Source organism: Geodermatophilus sp. CPCC 205761, from assembly GCF_051383655.1.
Classification (GTDB): Bacteria; Actinomycetota; Actinomycetes; order Mycobacteriales; family Geodermatophilaceae; genus Geodermatophilus.
This window is the reverse complement of the sequence record NZ_JALPKQ010000012.1, coordinates 118051-137084: the sequence shown is the minus strand read 5'-3', so window position 1 is coordinate 137084 and position 19034 is coordinate 118051. Positions and strand designations below refer to the sequence as shown.

The window sequence follows — 19034 nt, the reverse complement described above, 5'->3', positions numbered from 1 at the left end:
CAACACGATGGCGATCGCGATGGGCCTGCACCCGCGCTGCGGCAACGAGGACACCCTCTGGGGCCGGCTGGGCGAGAAGCTCACCTCCGCCGACGCCGTCCGTCAGCTCGTGCGGATCGCCGGCGAGCTCGGCCGCGAGGTCGCCACGGGCAAGGAAGCCCGCGAGATCTACCGGCTCGGCGAGTACTGGGACAGCGCCGACGAGGCGCTGGCGAAGCTCGGCTACCCGCCCAACCGCCGCCCCGGCCAGCGGGGCTTCCTGCACCACGCCTGACCGGCACCGCCTGACCGGCACCGCCTGATCGGCCGTTTCTCCCGCCACCCCGGTCCGCAGGTGCGGGCCCGGTTCCGCCCGGCCCGCACCTGCGCCACCACGTCGACAGCGAACCCCTGCGTTCGAGGTCGACCCCATCGGTCCCGTCACCGGACGGGCACCGACATCGACCTCGAATCGCGCACTGGAGCTCGTCATGACATCGCTGGTCACCGGGAGCAGGGTCGACGACACCGTCGTCGACCCTGCCTCCACGCAGGCCCCCACGAAGAAGGCCCGCCGGCTCTTCCCGTGGGTCGTCTTCACCCTCACGTTCGCCCTGCTGTTGTCGGACTACATGTCCCGGCAGGTCCTCTCGGCCGTGTTCCCCTTCCTCAAGCTGGAGTGGGCCCTCACCGACACGCAGCTCGGGGCGCTCACCAGCGTCGTCGCGCTGACGGTCGGGCTCCTGGCCGTTCCGCTGTCCCTGCTCGGCGACCGATGGGGCCGGGTCCGCTCGATCGTCCTCATGGCCGTCATCTGGAGCCTGGCCACCGCGGGTTCCGCCGTCGCGGCCAACTACGAGCAGCTGATGCTGGCCCGCGTCTTCATCGGCGTCGGTGAGGCCGCCTACGGCAGCGTCGGCCTGGCCGTCGTCCTCGCCGTCTTCCCGGCCTACAAGCGGGCGTCCTTCACAGGTGCCTTCATGGCCGGCGGCTCGTTCGGCTCGGTGCTCGGTGTCGCCCTCGGTGGCGCCCTCGCCGTCCAGTTCGGCTGGCGCTGGTCCTTCGGCGCGATGGCCGTCCTCGGCTTCGTCCTGGTCCTGCTCTACCGCATGTTCATCAGCGACAAGAAGCTCGACGCGCACCGGGTCGACGACGCCGCCGAGGGCGAGCCGGTCTCCGTGCCCGGCAAGCGGGCCCCGCTGCGCACGCTGTTCAGCACCCCGTCGGTCATCGCCGCCTACGTCGGCAGCGGGCTGCAGCTGTTCCTCGCCGGCTCGCTGTTCGCCTGGCTGCCCAGCTACCTCAACCGCGCCTACGGCCTCGCGCCGGACCGGGCGGCCGCGCTGGCGGCCCTCGCCATCCTGCTCATGGGCACCGGCATGATCGTCTGCGGCTGGGTCACCGACCGGCTGAGCCGGCACGTGGCCATCCGCAAGTGGACGACGGCGATCGTCTACTCGCTGCTGTCGCTGGTCCTCCTCGGCGTGGGCTTCGCGCTGGAGCCGGGTGCCCCGCAGCTGCTGCTGCTCGGCGTCGGCATCTTCTTCGCCGCCGGCACCACCGGTCCGGCCGGTGCGATGGTGGCGAACCTGACCCACGAGTCGATCCGGGCGACCGCCTTCGGCACGCTCACGCTGGCCAACAACCTGCTCGGTCTCGCGGCCGGACCGGTCGTCACCGGCATGCTGGCCGACCGGCTCGGTCTGGAGAGCGCGATGAAGATCGTGCCGATGGTCGCGGTCGGTGCGCTCGTGGCGCTGATCCTGGGCCGCCGGGCGTACCCGAAGAGCCTCCTCAAGGTGAACGCCCCGGCGGTCACCCGATGAGCGCGGCGACCGTCGTCCTCGTCCCGGGCCTGCGCGGCCACGTCGGGGACCACTGGCAGACGCGGCTCGCCGCCGCGCTGCCGGGCGCGCGGACCGTCCCGCCGCTGGGGCGGACCGACGCCGGCCTGCTGGTGCGGGTGACCCTGCTCGACCAGGTCGTCGAGCAGGCCCCCGGGCCGGTGGTCCTCGTCGCCCACAGCGCCGGGGTGCTGGTCGCGGTGCACTGGGCGGCGCGGTACAACCCCACGCGGGTGGTCGGCGCCCTCCTGGCCACCCCGCCCGTGTTCGCGGCCGAGCTGCCCGCGGAGTACCCCTCGATCGACCGGCTGCGGGCCCACGGGTGGCTGCCGATCCCGAGGGAGCCGCTGCCCTTCCCCAGCATCGTCGCCGCGAGCAGCGACGACCCGCTCGGCAACCCCGTGCGGCTGCGCAGCCTCGCGGCGTCCTGGGGCAGCCACGTGCACGACCTCGGTGCCGTCGGCCACCTGAACCCGGCCTCCGGGTTCGGCGAGTGGCCGGAGGCGGTCGAGCTGATCGACCGGCTGGGCGGGAGCACGGTGGAGCGCGACCCGAACGGGTTCCGCTCCTGCCGCCTGCCCGAGCCCGCACGGGCATGACCACCGTCGAGCAGGCCCCGGCCGAGACCGTCCCGGTGGCCGGCAGGGGCCGGGCCGCGGACACGGCCACCGGCGCGGCGACGCCGCCGCGCCGGTGGCCGGGCCTCGTCGCCGCGGCCCTCGGGCTCGGCGGCGCACTCCTCGCGCACCGGTTCGTTCCGGCGGTCGGCGTCCTGACCTGGGCGGTCGCTCTGGGCATGGTCGCCGGCAACACCGGCCTGCTGCCCCGGGTGGCGAAGCAGGCCCTCGCGGCCGTGACCAGGCGCCTGCTGCGGATCGGCATCGTGCTGCTGGGGTTCGCCGTGTCGTTCGGCTCCATCATGGCGCTGGGCGTCGGGACGGTCGCACTCGTCGCCGGCACCCTGGTGGTCACGCTGGTCGTGACCACGTGGCTCGGGAACCGGCTGCAGCTCGGCGCGGCCCGCAGCCTGCTGATCGGCACCGGGTTCGCCATCTGCGGGGCCTCGGCCATCGCCGCGATGGAGGACACGGCCAGGGCCGACGAGGAGGACGTCGCGGTCGGGATCGCCATGGTCACCCTCTTCGGCACCGTGGCCATGGTGCTGCTGCCGTTGCTGGCGAACCCGCTGGGCCTCAGCGACGTGCAGTTCGGCATCTGGGCCGGGGCGAGCATCCACGAGGTCGGTCAGGTGGTCGCGGCCGCCGGCGCCGGAGGTGCCGCCGTCGTGGCGATCGCGGTCGTCGTCAAGCTGACCAGGGTGCTGCTGCTGGCGCCCGTCGTCGCAACGGTCAGTGTCCGGCGGCGGCTGGCCGGGTCGGATCAGGGCACGGCTGCCAAGCGGCCGCCGATCGTGCCGCTGTTCGTGCTCGGGTTCGTCGCCTGCGTCGCCCTGCGCAGCACCGGTGTGATGCCCACGGGGGCGCTCGACGCGATCTCGCACGTGCAGGTCGCGGCGCTCGCCGCCGCTCTCTTCGGCATGGGCGCGGCGGTGCAGATCCGCTCGCTGCTCCGCGGCAGCGGACGGGTCCTCCTCGTGTCGACGCTGTCGACGCTGCTCGTTACGGGGGTCGCGCTGGCCGGGGTGCTGGTCCTCGGCTGAACCGCCGGGCCGAAGCAGGGCCCAGCGGGGAGTCGGGTGCCGTCAGCCCAGGGCGAGCCCCTCGGTCGAGCTCGACGGGACGGGGTCGGGCAGCCGGGCCATGCGGAAGGAGTTGGCCAGGCCCAGGAGGCCCGCGAGGATGGGGATCACCAGGGCGATCTGCAGCGCCGGGGGCCGGGCCTCGGTGTTGATGCGGACGATCTCCTCGCGGGTCGCCTCGGGCTGGTCGGCGAGCAGCTGTTCGAGCCCGGTGTTGCTCATCAGCTGCGCGTCGTCCTCCAGCACCTCCGCCACCTGCTGCTGCTCGGTGGAGGACAGGACGTCGCTGTCCTCGGCGCGGGTGGTGAACGTGATCGCGAGCGCAGCGAGCATGATCGCGCCGGCGAAGGCCAGGCCGAAGGACAGCCCGAACGACCCGGCGGCGGAGTTCACGCCGGCGGCCTCGCTGACGCGTTCGTCGGAGACCGGGCTCAGCGTGTAGTTGTTCAGCTGCGAGACCAGCAGCCCCAGCCCGGATCCGGCGATCAGCAGCGGGACCAGGAGGTACCAGCCGGAGTCCGCGCGGGGCACGACCGGGAGCAGGATCACCAGCCCGGCGGTGAAGAGCGCGAACCCCCATCGGACGATGGTGGACGGGCGCCGCCGCCCCGCGCGCTGGCCGGCGAGCAGGGCGATCCCGAACATGCTGAGCGACAGCGGGGCGATGGACAGGCCGGCCTGCAGCGCGTCGTACTCCAGCACCATCTGCAGGTAGATGGGCAGCACGATCATCGTGCCGCCCAGGGCGATCTGCTGGAGGAGCTGCTCGGAGACCCCGAGCCGGAAGTACTTGGACGAGAACAGGTCCGGGTCGAGCAGCGTCGGCCGACCCAGGCGCTTGCCGCGCCGCAGCCACCACACCAGTGCACCCATCGCGACCAGGCCGATCAGCATCAGCCCGCCGACGGACTCACCGCCCTCCTGCCAGACGAGGATGCTCAGCACGATGCCGCCCATCCCGAGGACGGACAGGACCGAACCGACGACGTCGACGTGCCGCGGACCGGTGTAGGGGACGTCGCGGACGAGCCGGAGGCCGGACAGGACGACGGCGATGATCACGGCCTCGAGCAGGAACCCGACCCGCCACGACAGGAACGTCGTGATGACGCCGCCCAGCAGCGGCCCCACCGCCGCGGCGATCGCCGCGGCCGCCCCGACCAGCGCGTAGACCTTCCTCCGCGCCGGGCCCTCGAAGTTGCCGTGGATGAGCGACTGCATGGCCGGCAGGAGCAGCGAGGCGCCGAGCCCGCCGATGATCGCCCAGAACACGATGATCGCGGTGAGGTTTTGGGCGAGCGTCATGGCGACGGCGCCGACGGCGTAACCGAGCAGCCCCAGCGTGTACGCCAGCTTGCGACCGGCCAGGTCGCCGACCTTGCCGCCGATCAGGATGAACGCGGCGGAGACCAGTGCCTCGAGCGCGATCGCGGACTGCACGCCGGAGACGGTCGTGTCCAGGTCACGGACGACCGCCGAGATCGAGACGTTCATCAGCGACGTGTCGACGACGAGCACGAACATCGCCATCGCCAGCAGCACGGCGAGCAATCGGCTCCGCTTCCCCTCCGGGGGAGAGGACGTGTCCGCGCGATCGCTCACCATCGTGTCATCGTGGGCGGGACCGGCGCCGGTGGTCCTCATCCGCTCGTGGTGAACGGCTACAGCGACCGTGCACCGGGGGATCGCACCGGGCCACCCGCCGGAGGACTCCAGCGGGACGGCGCTCCACGGCTGGCTGCCCGATGGCGTGCGCCGTGGTCACCTGGCGGGGCTCTGCGGTGCGTGCACGGGGCCGTCCGGCGCCGGCGCCGGACGATCGGGCCGTCGGCGCTTCCAGACGAGGTCGAGCGCGATGCTCACCAGCAGGATGGCGACCAGGGTGACCGCGGTCGCCGGCTCCTCGACCAGCGTGGTGAACGCGAAGGTCACCAGGACGATCACCGCGGACCCGACGGCGAGCACCAGCAGCCACGTCTTGGCCCCCGTCTCGCCCCGGACCCGCAGGTGGCCCGCCGACACCAGCGCGAAGACGATCAGGGCGACCGCGCTGCCGATCGAGGCGATCGCGGTGAGCGCGAAACCGACCGACAGGGCGATGGCCACCACTGCGGTCAGCAGGATCCCCGCGGGCGCGCGGTCCCGGAACCGACGACCGAGCACCGGCGGGAACTGGCCGGTCGAGGCCATGTGCTCGCACAACCCCGCCGCGGGGTAGAGCCCCGAGTTGGTGGCGCCGGCGGTCGCGAACAGCGCCGTCACGCTCATCAGCCAGTACCCGGCGTCGCCCAGGACGGGTTGTGCGGCCACCGCCAGCGCCGTCCCGCCGGAGGCGACCACCTCGTCGACGGTCAGGGTGCCGAAGACGCCCACCGCGACCGCGACGTAGACCGCCGTCGCGATGCCGAGCGCCAGGTACACCGCACGCGGCAGCTCGCGGGCCGGGTTGGCCAGGTCCTTCGCCGTGAACGTGATGACACCGAAGCCGAGGAAGGCGAAGAAGGTGAGCGCCACGCTCGACACGACGGCGCGCAGCGAGGGGTAGCCGGAGAACGCGAGCAGCGACGTGTCCAGGTTCCACAGTGTCGCGACCGCGAAGACGGTGAGGATGCCCACCACCACGACGACCACGATCGTCTGCGCCCGTGCCACTGCCTGGGAGCCCAGGATGTTGAGCACGGTCATCACGAGCACCACCAGGACGGCGAACGCCTTCGTCCAGCCGGCTCCTCCGTCGGCGAACGCGGCGGAGGCGTAGCTGCCGAACGACACGGCGACCATCGCGGTGATGATCGCGTTGGCGGCCAGCAGCAACCAGGCCACGACTCCCGTGACGTGCCCGTTGCCGAACCCCCGGACGACGTACTCCAGCAGCCCTCCGGCCGACGGGTAGCGGGCCCCGAACTTGGCGAACGAGTACCCCTGCAGGACGGCGACGGCGCCGGCGATGAGGAAGGAGAGCCAGACGGCGGCACCGGCGACCTCACCGGCAGCCCCGAGGAGCGCGAAGATGCCGGCGCCCACCATGGCCCCGACCCCGATGAAGGCCGCCTGCCGCACCGACAGCCGGGCGGCGGGCTGGTCGCTGACGGTCATGGTCCTGACTACCGCGCCGCCTGGCCTGCGACCTCATCCGCGACGGAGGAGTCGCGGACCTCCCGGACGGTTCAGGTCGCCTGCCCGTCCCCGATCGCAGCGGGGAGGGATCCGGCGCGTGCGTTTCGACGCCACTCGCTGGGACTGGTGCCGAACCGCGCCTGGAACCACCGGGTGAAGGCGCTGGGCGCGCCGAAACCCAGCAGCTGGGACACCTCGGTCACCGAGTACCCGTCATTGGGCAGGTAGCGCTCGACCAGCCGGGCCCGGGTGGCGTGCACGATCGCGGAGAAGCTGTGCCCGTCCTCGGCCAGGAGGGTCTGGAGAGCTCTCGGGCGCATCCCCAGGTACCGGCTCACCGTCTTCAGCGAGCACCGTCCCGCCGGCAGCAGCAACTCCACCGTCTCGGACACCTGGGTGGCGAACGTCGGGTACCCGGGGGCGACGACGTCGTCGAGGAACTGCCGGCTGTAGGGCCGCACGGACGCGTCGGACGTGAGGACGGGGGCGACCAGGTCGCGCACGAGCAGTTCCAGGCCGGTGAAGTCCTGGTCGAACCGCACACCCGGGCCGAACGTGCGGCGGTACGACGCCGGGTCGCGCGGGCGCGGATGGGCGAAGGAGGCGGACAGGGGCGCCCAGTCGTTCCCGATCAGCGCCCGGATGATGCCCACCACCGCCCCCATGACGAGGTCGAGTGCCTGCCCGGCTGGGGCGGGCTCGCCGAACTCCAGCCACACCGTGATCCTCGCCAGTTCGTCGTGCTCGTGGAGGCGCATGTGCAGCGCCTCGTTGTAGACCCGCTCGTACCGGATCAACAGGTCCACGGCGCTGCGGAGGTCCGGTTCGTCGCGGAGCACCACGCTGATCGGCCCGAGGGACCCGAGCCGCCGGCGTTCGGCCAGGCGCACGCCGAAGTCCTCGCACGGGGCGCGCCGGGCGGACAGCTCGAGCAGTCTGGCCGCGGGCGCCGCGGCGATCCACCGGTCCGGGGTGTCGAGGTCGGTGAGGGTCAGGCCCACGTCGCCCAACAGCTCGGTCGGGTCCAGCCCCAGCGATCGAGCCAGGTCGGCGTACCCGGTCAGCGCGGCAGTCCGCACGCGAGGCCGCATGAGCGGTCCCCCCTCCGCGATCACGGGAAACCTAGGCGGCACTCGGCAGAACCGCAAAGTGCAATCGGTGTCTCCCGCTGGCGCATCTCCCCGGAGGCCGCGAACCCCGGGATCTCTCCTGCTTCACCCGCTCCGGACGATGCTCCCGGCCGCAGGGCGCAGGAGCGTCGCGGGGAGCGACTCCAGGGGACGGGGCAGGCAGGCCATGACGTCGATCGACCGCCGGGCACGCACGCGGCAGGTGTACTTCCACGATCCGTCGGCGCCGGCCGCGAGCCTCGTCGTCCCCTCGGTGTTCGTCGCAGTGCGGTGGCGTCAGAGGGCGCTGCTCCTCGTCCGCCGGTGTGACAGCGGTGCGTGGGAGTTGCCGGGCGGCCGCGTCGAGGTCGGTGAGACCGCCGTCGAGACCGCCGTTCGGGAGACCGCCGAGGAGTCCGGTGTGCAGGTGGTGGTGACCGGGTTCGTCGGCCTGTTCAGCGATCCCGGTCACGTCGTCCGCTCCGTCGGCGGCGAGGTGCGCCAGCAGTTCGCGCTGATCTTCCGGGGCAGTGCCGTGGGTGGGGTTCCGCGCGGTGATCAGCACGAGACCAGCGAGGCCGCCTGGGTTCAGGTCGCGGACCTCCCGGGGTTGCCGATCGAGCCGCCGGTGCGGCTCTGGATCGCCCAGGCCATCTCCGTCGGAGAGCCGGTGTACCTGGGCTGACCGCGGGCGACCGGTCGTCCCGCGGTCCCATCCGGAAGGGAGGATCCGAGACCGCCGTCAGCCTCGGAGCATTCGCCGCGTGCATCTCAGCGAGGGCCAGGCGACCGGAGGAGTCGAGGACCTCTGGAGGGGACCGTCCCCAGCACTCCTGAGCCGTACGTCGAAGCGTCGTCAACGGCATCAGCGCCCAGGTCGGGCACGCGGGGATCGGACGGATCTCGTCAGCCTGATCGGCCACGAAGCACGGGGGATGCCGGCCCACGCACCCACGGAGGAGAGCGGCTCCGTTCTGCCCCTCGCCGGCCGAGGAGCGTCGGGCGCCGCTGTCCTCCGTGCCGCGACGGCCGTGTCGGGTCGCCGTCCAGGGACGCCAGGGAACGCGTCAGCCGTCTGGAGGAGCTGTCATGGGTGATTCTGTGCGATCTCAGCCCCGACGTGGGCTGGTGATCGGTGCGGGTGCTGCCGTCGGCGGCGCCTGGGCCCTGGGAGTGCTCTGCGCGTTGTCCGACACGGAGGGCCCGGACGGGATGGCGTTCGAGGTCGTCGTCGGCACCTCCTCCGGGTCGGTGCTCGCGGCGCTGCTCGGCTCCGGCGTGCCGCCCCGGGTCATGGCCGAGACGTTGTCCTGTGGTCCCGTCCGAGCGGTCGAAGGTGACGCGGTCAGCCCCGTCGACGTGCCCGACCGGGTCCACCGCGCGCTCACCGACATCCCCTGGCCCGTGCCGTTCCCGGGCAACCTGCGGCTGGCCGCGCGGACCCTCGGCCAACCCGGACGCCACACCGTGCGGGCAACGGCCGCGGCGTTGGCCCCCCGCGGCCGGGGCAGCCTGGCGCCGGTCGGCGAGTTGATCGCGGAGGTGTGCGGTCACGGGGGATGGCCCGCCCGTCCCCGGACGTGGATGGTCGCGATGGACTTCGACTCCGGGCGACGCGTCGTCTTCGGAGCGGCGGGGCACCCGGTGACGTCGCTCCCCGAGGCGGTGATGGCCTCGTGCTCGATCCCCGGTGTGTTCCCGCCGCGGCTCATCGGTCACCGCCGCTACGTGGACGGGGGCGCGGTCTCGGTCACCAACGCGGACGTGCTGGCGGACGAACGACTGGACGAGGTGCTCGTACTGGCGCCCATGGCGACCACGGCACCGGGTCCGCGCAGGTCCGCGGCGGCCCGCCTGCGCCAGCACCCGAACCAGCGGTTGGAGTGGGAGGTGGCTCGGCTCACCGCTGCAGGAACGACCGTGCGCGTGGTCGCGCCCACCGCCGAGGACCTCGCCGTCATGGGCCCCGACGTGATGGACGCCCGGCGACGCCGCCACGTCTTCGAGACGGCGGTGCGAACAGGCACGACCCGGTTCGTCTCGGCCGCGCCGTCACCCGTCGATGGTGTCGCCTGACGCGCAGGGCCGTCGCTCCATCGACGATGGTCATGTCCCGCGCCGGCCGACGGCGCCGCCGTCGATCAGCCACGCCAGGGGCCTCGGCGGAGAGCGAGGTCCTGCCCGGGCGGCCCTGCCGGTGGTGGTCGGCGAGCGGGGTGCGGGGCGAACTGTGCGCCGGCTCAGCTGATGACGTGCTCGAGAGGTATCGGCGCCTCGCCTTCGGCTTCGTAGCGGCCGATCCAGGTCCGCACGCACGTGCGCGAGATGCCCATCGCCGCGGCGATGTGCGCCTGGCGCCAGCCGGCCCGATACGGGGCGACGATCAGCTTCCGGGCGTGAACGGTGGTGCGGGCATCACCGTGGGACGCGAGAACCTCCGAGCGGATGTGGGCCTTCGACGAGCCACAACCCACTCGGAGGTTCTCCTGCGTTCAAGGCGGACCGCTGTCACCAACGTCCCCGGGTACAGCCAGCCGGCAGGACGAGGATTCCAGGCCGCATCACCCGGGGCCCAACTGCTGTTGGATGGCCGCGAGATCGATCCAAGCGCTCTCCCGGCTGATCAGGCCGTCGCGGAAGTCGAAGATGTGCAAGAAGCGGGTCTGGACCGGTCGGCCGCGCCCGTCCAGTCCAAATGGGTGCCCCATCGCGGTGGCGTGCAGGACCGACTCGTCAACGACGTGGTCGGCGCCGTACCAACGGCGGACCGGTTCGAACCGGTCGATCCGCAAGTCGGCGAAGAGAGCCCGGTAGAAGTCCTCGATCTGCGCCGCACCGTGCAGCGTGGGGCCGGGGCGCCCGACGACGTCGTGCTCGGCATCGGGCTGGAATCCCGCAACGATCGCGGCCAGGTCGCCGGTCTCCTCCGCCCGGTAGTGGCCGTCGACGAGTTCGTCCATGCGCTCCCGGGACATCTGAGCTCCGGGCACGGGCGTCGTGGTGGTCATGCCGTCCTCCTTGGCAAGCCCTCGTTACCAGGACGTGGCCATGGTGGCCTCCTGAGCAGCTCGCGCCCAGTCCTCCGGGGCCAAGGTCGTGGATTGGTGAGGGAATCTCCCGCTCGGCCCAGCAGTGAGCGGCCTACTCGGCAGCGTCGAGTTCCGGGGCGGCGGCCTGTCCTGAGGCGGCGGTGAGCGCGGGGAGAGGTCGAGGCGAAGATCAGGTCGCCCCGTCACGCGAGACGACCTCCCGATGGACCTGGACGCGACCTCTCCGCACGGGGCTGGGTCCGGTAGCGGTACACGGCCATGCGGGAAGACTGCGGAGCGACGTCGCGGTGGTGTGGCCACCACGCACGGCTTTGGCGCCGGTCGGGGACAACCTCGAGCCGTGCTCGGAGCTACTCCTCGGGCTGCGCGACCTCGGGAGCGACTCGTTCGGCAGGGGACTCGTCTGGAGGCCGGGGCGTGACGTGTGCTCGGTTTTCGTCGGGGTGGTTCACACCGCGGTTCTCACTTGCCAGCGGGGGCGCCACGCCCGTGCCGACAGCTGTCAACGGCGGCCGAGGGTTGACCCCCTGGCGACGTGCGGGTTCTACGTCGCGTGGGGGTCAGTTTTCAGGCGTCGTCGACGACAGCAACGCAAGGCGTGCGAAGTAGGCCTTGCGGGCGTGCCCGGCCCTACGGGCCCGCTCGGCCGGTGACAACTGAAGACCGAACTGGGTTCCGCGGTCGACCACATCACCGAGGCAATTGCTCGGGGCAGTCGGTGGCTGGTCGGGCCGCACCGGTCGTTCGAGATGACAGCTGCTGGGCGCGCCTCACCCTGGCGGTCGGCTGCGACCGACACAATGCGCGACACCCGACCGAGGTCGGTGACCTGAGAGGAACGCCGGTGAGTGACCCTCGCGGCGGCCAGTTCTGGGCCGGTTCCGAACCATCGGCAGTAGCCGCTGCCCTGGCGGCGTTGGCGGCGAGCTACACGGTGGCCATGGATAGACCGGTTACCACGCGGACGATGTGGCTGGACAGCTTCGACCTGCGGCTGTACCGCCGCGGGATGGCGCTGACGGCCGTCCAAGCCCCCGACGGCGACGGATGCATGCTGGGGCTCAGCCGCACCGACGGTGCGACGGTCACGGCGGGGCCCGACACCCTCGGCTGGCCGCGCTTGCTGGCGCGTCTTCCCGACGACCTTCGCCCGCACCTCGAGCCGGTCCTCGGGGTGCGCGCTCTCCTGCCGATGGTCGAGGCATCGGGGACGTCCGTCACCGGCAGGTTGCTGGACATCGAGGGCAAGACCGTCCTGCGGTTGATCCACGAACGTCCGGCCACCGTTTCCAGAAGCCGCGGCCGCCTGCCGGGGGGCCTGTGGTTGATCCCTCTGCGGGGGTACGACGCGGCCGGCGAGTGCGCCGCCCGTATCGCGCACCGGGCGGGGCTCGTTCCTGACACACCTTCGCGCTACCCGGCGGCGTTGCGCGCCGCGGGAGTCGATCCCGACGCGCCCTCGAGGCCCGTGATGGAGGCCGGTCTTCCCGCCCGCGTGGCGGTGGCCAGGGTGTTGCTGTCCTTTCTCGGCGAGCTGGAGGCCGCCGTGGACGGAACGGTCAGCGATGTCGACATCGAGTTCCTGCACGACCTCCGGGTCGCGGTGCGGCGCGCTCGCTCGGCGGTCAAGCTGCTCGGTGACGTCCTGCCGCCCTCCCTGGTCGCGTGGGTGACACCGCAGTTGAAGCTGCTCGGCGACCTCACGACGCCGTCGCGCGACCTCGACGTCCTTCTCGAGGAGCTCCCGTCCCTGACGGCTGGTCTTTCGACCGGCCGACGCGAGGACGTGGAACCCCTGGTGCTCCACCTGACCGGGCTCCGTGCGGACGAGCGGCGCAGGCTCGCGGCCGGCTTGCGGTCGCCGCGGTTCGAGCGGTTCCGTGCACGATGGCGCGCCTCGCTGCTGGCGCTGGCGACCTGGGACGGGCAGCCCTGTGCGGGACCGATCGCGGCCGAGGTGGTCGTGGAACGGCTCGATCGCGCGCATCGTCGTGTACTCCGCCTCGGCTCGCGGATCACCGACGCGTCGCCTGCCGAGGACCTGCACGACCTGCGCAAGCGGGCCAAGGAGCTGCGCTACCTGCTGGAGACCTTTCCCCCGACGACGGATCCGGCCGACGCTCGCGTCGCCATCAAGGAGTTGAAGGCCTTGCAGGATGTGCTCGGGACGTTCCAGGACAGCGAGGCCCAGCGCGAGGCGCTGTACTCACTCGCCACCGACATGATGGCCAACGACGGCGCCTCCGCCCGGACGATGTTCGCGATGGGGGAGATCGCGGCCCGGCTGCAGGAGGACCAGGACACGTCGCGCGCGCAGTTCGCCGCCATGTTCGAGCAGTTCTCCCGGCGGTCGGCGCAGCGTCGGACGGCCCCACCAGGACCGCGCCGAACGGCGCCGGCCACCGCAATGGCAGGAGCGGCGTCATGAAGGTCCTGGCCACGTACAACATCAAGGGGGGCGTCGGGAAGACGTCAGCCGCGGTCAACATCGCCTACTTCGCGGCCCGCGACGGTCTGCGCACCCTCCTCTGGGACCTCGATCCGCAGGGCTCGGCCACGTACCTGTTCAGGGTCAAACCCAAGGTGAAGGGTGGCGGTAACGCCTTGGTCAGGGGAAAGCGCACACTGGACGACGGGATCAAGGGAACCGATTTCGACCAGCTCGACCTGATGCCTGCCGACTTCAGCTACCGCAACCTCGATCTGGACCTGGACTCGGCGAAGCGCCCCACGGATCGGATCCGCCGCCTGCTCGGGCCCCTGAAGAAGGAGTACGACCTGGTCGTCCTCGACTGCCCGCCGAGCGTGTCCCTGGTGTCGGAGAACGTCGTCCACGCCTGCGACGTGCTGCTCGTCCCCCTGATCCCCGCCATGCTCTCGGTGCGCACCTACGACCAGCTCATCGACTTCGTCGACATGATGCCGGGGCGGAAGCCGCAGGTCGTCGGCTTTCTGTCGATGGTCGACCGCCGCAAGAAGGCCCATCGCGATTTCACCGAACGGCTGCCCAACGATCACGCGTCCGTCGTCCCCGAGGCGATCCCGAGTCGGGTGGCGATCGAGCAGATGGCCGAAGAGCGCGCACCGGTGCCGGCGTTCGCGCCGGCCAGCTCCGCGACCGCCGCCTACGAGGCGCTCTGGGCACGGGTGCAGTCTTGCCTGATCGGCACCGGCTGACGCCCACAGCACGAATCACGTGGATGCCCGTCGGCGATCACCGCCAGCACCGCCAGATGGCGCTGCTCCGTCACGCTCATCTGCCTCATCGAGGGAGCGTCAAGGATCAGCCGGAACAGCTGTCAACCATCAGCCGCACCACTGTCGCGGAGCACCCGAAGCTCCGTGGTCAAGCATCAGGCGAAACAAGACACGAACACCGGTGGGGCGGGTGGGGCTCGAACCCACGACCCAGGGATCATGAGTCGCGCGGACCGCGTGTCGGCGGTGATCAGCCGTGACCGTGCGCGTGCGTCTCCACAGGTCAGCTCCCCGCGGCAGTCCGCGGCCGTTCGCTTGAGAACGGGTGCTGCTCGCGCGTTCGTGCCCACCGAGTGCCCATCCGGCAGGTGGCGGGATTGAGTTCGACGGCGACAGCTGCGCCTTGAACCGCCCCGGGATTGATGGAGGCTTCCAACCACCGAAGGATGGAAGTCATGGCGGCACCGCGGAAGCACCCCGACGAGCTGCGTGAGCGGGCGATCCGCTTCGCGCTCGATCTGGTGGAGGGGCCGGAGAGGCTGAGCGTCAATGCCGCGTGCAAGCGGGTCGGCGAGCGTTTGGGATCGTGCCGGACTCGCTGCGGAACTGGGTGCAGCAGGCCCGCATCGACGCGGGCAGCGCGCCGGGTCTGACGACCGACGAGCGGGCGCGACTGGCCGAGCTGAGCGGGAGAACCGTGAGCTGTGCCGGGCCAACGCGATCCTCAAGAGCGCGTCGGCTTTCTTCGCGGCCGAGCTCGACCGGCCATCTCAGCGCTGATCGACTACATCGACCAGCACCGCAAGGAGTTCGGAGTCGAGCCGATCTGCCGCACGCTCACCGAGGCGGGCGCCGCGATCGCTCCGAGCACCTACTACGCCGCACGGTCCCGACCACCCTCGGCGCGGGCCGTGGCCGATGAGCAGCTCAAGGTCGAGATCGTCCCGGGTGCATGCGGCCAACCTCGGCGTCTACGGTGTCCGCAAGGTCTGGCCTCAGCTGAACCGGGAAGGCATTCGGGTCGCTCGCTGCCGGGTGGAGCGGCTCATGCGCCAGATCGGCCTGGCCGGCGCGGTCCGCGGCAAGGTCAAGCGCACCACCGTGCCGGCCGACGTCGCCGCCCGCCCCGGTGACCTGGTCGACCGGACGTTCTCCGCGCCGGCGCCGAACCGGCTGTGGGTGGCCGATCTGACCTACGTGGCGACCTGGTCGGGCTTCGTCTACGTCGCCTTCGTGATGGACGTGTTCTCTCGCCGGATCGTCGGCTGGCGGGCGTCGACCAGCCTGCGCGCGGACCTGGCCCTCGACGCGCTCGAGCAGGGCCTGTGGACCCGAGCCCGGGACGAGCAGGAGGTCAGTGGCCTGATTCACCACTCCGACCGCGGCGGGCCCTACGTCGCAATTCGCTACACCGAACGCCTCGACGCCGCCGGCGCGGTCCGGTCGGTGGGCAGCAAGGGCGACTCCTACGACAACGCCGCCGCCGAATCCCTCATCGGCCTCTACAAGACCGAGCTGATCCGCCGCCGCGGGCCCTGGAGAGGTCTCGACGACGTCGAGCTCGTCACGCTGGAGTACGTCGACTGGTTCAACCACCGCCGGCTGCATGGCGCCTGCGGCGACATCCCACCGATCGAGTACGAGGACAACCACTACCGATCAATCGCCGGCCTCACCGAGGACGTTCCGGCCGAACCGAGCCTCCACTGGTCGCGGGGCGGTTCAGGCCGTGTCGGATCACGGTTCCGACCACCCCGCCGTCCTCACGGCGCATCATCAGCCGGTGTGTCCCACGTCGTCCGCGCTCTCGGGCTCGTCTGCGCCCTCGTGCTGACGGGTCTGACCGGCTGCTCGGGCGAGCGGGAGCGTCGCCTGATCTGGGAGGACCAGTTCCACGGACCCGCCGGCTCGTTCCCTGACCGGTCGAGCTGGACGGCGGAGCTTGGGGGCGGCGGCTGGGGCAACAATGAGGTGCAGACCTACACGGACGCACCCGAGAACGTGGCGCTGGACGGCGACGGGCACCTCGTGCTCTCGGCGCGGCTGGGGGACATGGGGGAGTGGACGTCGGCGCGGATCACGACGTTCGGCCGGCGCGTGGCGCACGAAGGTCTGGTCGAGGTTCGCGCCAAGCTCCCCGCGGGGGCCGGCATCTGGCCCGCCGCGTGGACCCTGGGTCAGGACATCCAGGAGGTCGGCTGGCCGCGGTGCGGGGAGATCGACCTGGTCGAGTCGTTCGGGGAGGCCGGCGAGGCGCTGCAGACGGTCCACGGGCCCCGCGCCGACTCCGGACACTGGCAGCGCGGCGTCCGTTCGCCCGTGCCGGAGCCGCTGTCCGCCGGCTTTCACACCTACAGCGCGGACTGGACCGGCGACCGGATCGTGTTCGCGATCGACGGCCGGGAGACCGGCGCGGTGTCGACCGGGGACCTGCCCGCGGATGGCACATGGCCCTTCGACGGACCGCAGTACCTGCTGTTGAACGTCGCGGTCGGTGGGGACCTTCCCGGCCCCCCCGACGCGTCCACACCGCGGGTGGCGTCCATGGTCGTGGACTGGGTCCGCTTCCGCGCCTGAGCCGACCCCGCCGCGGCGTCCGGAGGGCCCTCGAGGACGCACGCCGCGACGCTGCGTGACCGCCCGGGCCCGCAAAGGAGTGTTGGAGTCGTCCGATGCCTGGGTAGGTAGCGAATGCAGGACGACGGTGGGTGACGTCGCTCGCGACGTCCGCCTGCTGACGGGACGTCGGGCACGCACCCCTGATCCGGACGACGACGGTGTCGCCGGACCCGAACCCTACCGGGCCGGCCACCGAACGAGACACGGGGTGCAGTGCAATGACGGTCGATCGCGCGAGAGAGCTGGTCGGGGTGCCGCCCGGGATGGACGAACGGCGACAGCCTGGCCGGCTGTACGGGCGCGAGTCGTCCGAGATCGCCGGGGAGCTGCAGCCCTCCGCTGCGGTCATCCGGTTCCGCGACGTGCTGACGCGCCGCCAGTGGTGGGCGATGGTGGCCGCCGGCTGCCTGCACATTGCCACCTCCGTCGCGCTGCTGGCGTACGTCCTCTGGCCCTCCCACCTGCCCCTGCTCCCCGCCGGGCGGCCGGTCGTCGGCGTGCTCACGGTCGTCGGCCTGGTCGTATTGGTGGTCCTGCAGCTGATCGCCGGCTTCAGAACCGCGGTGACAACCTGGTTCCTCGCCAACGCCCAGGACCCGATCCCGATGCGGCCCCATCCCGGCCTCCGGGTCGCGGTGCTGACCACGATCGTCCCGGGCAAGGAGCCGCTGGAGCTGGTCATGGCCACGCTGCGAGCCATGACCCGGATCCGCCACGACGGACAGCGGGACGTCTGGTTGCTCGACGAGGGGGACAGCCCCGAGGTCCGGGAGCGGTGCGCGGAGCTCGGCGTCCATCATTTCAGCCGCAAGGGCGTCGAGCGGTGGAACCAGCCCTCCGGCCCGTTCAAGGCCAGGACCAAGCACGGCAACCACAACAGCTGGCGCGAGCAGCACGCCGCCGACTACGACGTCGTGGCGCAGATGGACCCCGACCACGTCCCGTTTCCGCACTTCCTGGAGCGGACCCTGGGCTACTTCGCCGACCCCGACCTCGGGTTCGTCGTAGCCCCCCAGGTCTACGGCAACGTGGACGAGTCCTTCGTGGCGCGCGGGGCGGCGCAGATGTCCTACATCTTCCACGGCATCACCCAGCGCGGCGCCAACCGGTTCGGCGCCCCGATCCTCATCGGCACCAACCACCTGTACCGGCCCAGCGCCTTCGAGGTCATCGGGGGGTATCAGGACAGCATCATCGAGGACCACCTGACCGGCATCGCCCTCTACGGCAGCCGCAACCCCGCGACGGGGAACCACTGGAGGGGCGTCTACACACCCGACGTCCTCGCGGTCGGGGAGGGGCCGGCCACCTACAGCGACTGGTTCAGCCAGCAGAAGCGCTGGGCCTACGGGATCTGGGAGGTCATTCGGCAGCACTCCTTCCGGGCCATCCCGCGGATGCCCCGCCGGAGCCAACAGCTCTCCTTCGCCACCCTGCAGACGCACTACCCGCTGATCGCGTTCAGCTGGCTGGGCGGCATCCTGCTCTTCGCGCTCTATCTCGTCGGCGGCATCTCGGTCACCCGGCTGCCACTCGGGGCGTGGCTCGGGCTGTTCCTCGCCAACGTCGTCCTCGGATACCTGCTGTTCCGGTTGATGGGCCGCTTCAACCTCGCCGAGCATGAGCGCACCAGTTGGAACCTCTCCGGCCTCGCCCTCGACCTCGTCACCGGGCCGGTGTTCAGCGCCGCGGCGGTGGCCCAGCTGGCCGGCCGGCCGCTGGTGTACGTCGTCACCGCCAAGGGAACGGCCGCCACCGGGGACACCTGGCGCACCTTCCGGTCGCAATTACTGTGGCTCGGCGTCTCGCTGGCCTCCATCGCCACCGGGCTGGCCCTGCACCACGACTACCCCACACTGCTCTTCTGGGCCGCGACGGTGGCACTCATCTGCGCCGCGCCGTTGGTGCAGGTGGCCACCACGCGCCTCATCTGCTCGGTACGAGAGCGGCGTGCCCAGAGCCGGTACGGGACGCGCCTCGGCCAGGTCCTCGTCCGCGAGGAGGCGCTCAGTGTCGCGCAACTCCAGTCTCTGCTGGCGCTGCAGGCGAACGCTGACGGCAGGTGGACCCGGCTCGGTGACCTCGCCTACGCCCACGGCATGGTCACTCGGGCTCAGATCGCCAGTGCGGTGTACTCGACCACACCGCCACGGGGCCGTGGGCAGCACCGCCCCCCGGGCGAGGACGCCGCCTACTCCCGGTCGTAACGCCGGGCCCTGTTGCGGCCGACGTGGCTCCGCTGCGCGACCTTCGGGTAGGTGGCGGACCTTGTACGTGGAGCGGGTGACCGGGATCGAACCGGCATGGCCAGTCCGGAAGGCGGGGCGCTGAACTGTGTCTTGGCTGGTCAGCGGCTTGCCGCAGCACCAGCGACACCGTTCATGACCTATTCATGACCTTTTCATGACCTATCGCTCTG

The 19034-nt window shown here is 71.6% G+C and carries 15 protein-coding genes, 1 pseudogene and 1 other annotated feature; of the genes and pseudogenes, 11 read left to right on the top strand and 5 right to left on the bottom strand.

Going from position 1 to position 19034, the window contains the following annotated elements:
• The 4 genes from MY526_RS09995 to MY526_RS09980 all read left to right on the top strand — a co-directional run.
• A partial coding sequence (locus MY526_RS09995) for a 3-keto-5-aminohexanoate cleavage protein (RefSeq protein WP_436703805.1) occupies positions 1-274 on the top strand: 274 nt, incomplete at its 5' end.
• 196 nt (positions 275-470) lie between these two features.
• Entirely contained in the window at positions 471-1805 is a 1335-nt protein-coding gene (locus MY526_RS09990) for an MFS transporter (RefSeq protein ID WP_436703804.1), read from the top strand.
• Positions 1802-2422: an RBBP9/YdeN family alpha/beta hydrolase gene (locus MY526_RS09985; RefSeq protein ID WP_436690617.1), complete on the top strand. Its 621-nt coding sequence runs from the start codon at positions 1802-1804 to the stop codon at positions 2420-2422. The genes MY526_RS09990 and MY526_RS09985 overlap by 4 nt, the downstream gene beginning before the upstream one ends.
• Positions 2419-3483 (top strand): YeiH family protein, encoded by a 1065-nt coding sequence (locus tag MY526_RS09980; protein WP_436703803.1) that lies wholly within the window; start codon positions 2419-2421, stop codon positions 3481-3483. The genes MY526_RS09985 and MY526_RS09980 overlap by 4 nt, the downstream gene beginning before the upstream one ends.
• Before the next feature lie 42 nt (positions 3484-3525).
• On the opposite strand, the gene MY526_RS09975 is transcribed toward MY526_RS09980, so the two are convergent.
• The 3 genes from MY526_RS09975 to MY526_RS09965 form a co-directional block, all read right to left on the bottom strand.
• Entirely contained in the window at positions 3526-5127 is a 1602-nt protein-coding gene (locus MY526_RS09975; protein ID WP_436703802.1) for an MFS transporter, read from the bottom strand.
• A gap of 156 nt (positions 5128-5283) precedes the next feature.
• Complete coding sequence (locus tag MY526_RS09970) at positions 5284-6618, bottom strand: APC family permease (protein ID WP_436690612.1); 1335 nt, start codon at positions 6616-6618, stop codon at positions 5284-5286.
• A 71-nt stretch (positions 6619-6689) separates the two neighbouring features.
• A complete protein-coding gene (locus MY526_RS09965; RefSeq protein ID WP_436703801.1) occupies positions 6690-7718 on the bottom strand; it encodes an AraC family transcriptional regulator in 1029 nt (342 codons plus the stop codon).
• A gap of 217 nt (positions 7719-7935) precedes the next feature.
• Between MY526_RS09965 and MY526_RS09960 the strand changes: the two genes are divergently transcribed.
• Both MY526_RS09960 and MY526_RS09955 read left to right on the top strand, forming a co-directional pair.
• Positions 7936-8433 carry an NUDIX hydrolase gene (locus MY526_RS09960; RefSeq protein ID WP_436703800.1) on the top strand — a complete coding sequence of 166 codons (498 nt, stop codon included), beginning with the start codon at positions 7936-7938 and terminating at the stop codon, positions 8431-8433.
• 404 nt (positions 8434-8837) lie between these two features.
• Positions 8838-9824 (top strand): patatin-like phospholipase family protein, encoded by a 987-nt coding sequence (locus MY526_RS09955; RefSeq protein WP_436690606.1) that lies wholly within the window; start codon positions 8838-8840, stop codon positions 9822-9824.
• A gap of 164 nt (positions 9825-9988) precedes the next feature.
• Here MY526_RS09955 and MY526_RS09950 read toward each other — a convergent pair whose 3' ends face one another.
• A complete protein-coding gene (locus tag MY526_RS09950) occupies positions 9989-10222 on the bottom strand; it encodes a helix-turn-helix domain-containing protein (RefSeq protein ID WP_436703799.1) in 234 nt (77 codons plus the stop codon).
• Positions 10223-10309: 87 nt separating this feature from the next.
• Positions 10310-10756: a nuclear transport factor 2 family protein gene (locus MY526_RS09945; RefSeq protein ID WP_436690602.1), complete on the bottom strand. Its 447-nt coding sequence runs from the start codon at positions 10754-10756 to the stop codon at positions 10310-10312.
• A gap of 1009 nt (positions 10757-11765) precedes the next feature.
• On the opposite strand from MY526_RS09945, the gene MY526_RS09940 reads away from it, so the two are divergent.
• The 5 genes and pseudogenes from MY526_RS09940 (at position 11766) to MY526_RS09920 (ending at position 18822) form a co-directional block, all read left to right on the top strand.
• A complete protein-coding gene (locus tag MY526_RS09940; RefSeq protein ID WP_436703798.1) occupies positions 11766-13226 on the top strand; it encodes a CHAD domain-containing protein in 1461 nt (486 codons plus the stop codon).
• Entirely contained in the window at positions 13223-13975 is a 753-nt protein-coding gene (locus MY526_RS09935) for a ParA family protein (RefSeq protein WP_436690599.1), read from the top strand. The genes MY526_RS09940 and MY526_RS09935 overlap by 4 nt, the downstream gene beginning before the upstream one ends.
• Before the next feature lie 476 nt (positions 13976-14451).
• Positions 14452-15661: pseudogene (locus tag MY526_RS09930) on the top strand (IS3 family transposase); the annotation flags it as partial.
• Positions 14734-14862, top strand: a sequence feature (AL1L pseudoknot). (Overlaps the previous pseudogene by 129 nt.)
• Positions 15662-15781: 120 nt before the next feature.
• On the top strand, positions 15782-16573 hold the full coding sequence (locus tag MY526_RS09925) for a glycoside hydrolase family 16 protein (protein WP_436703808.1): 792 nt from the start codon (positions 15782-15784) through the stop codon (positions 16571-16573).
• Positions 16574-16833: 260 nt separating this feature from the next.
• On the top strand, positions 16834-18822 hold the full coding sequence (locus tag MY526_RS09920) for a glycosyltransferase family 2 protein (protein ID WP_436703797.1): 1989 nt from the start codon (positions 16834-16836) through the stop codon (positions 18820-18822).
• The last annotated feature ends 212 nt before the right edge of the window (positions 18823-19034 follow it).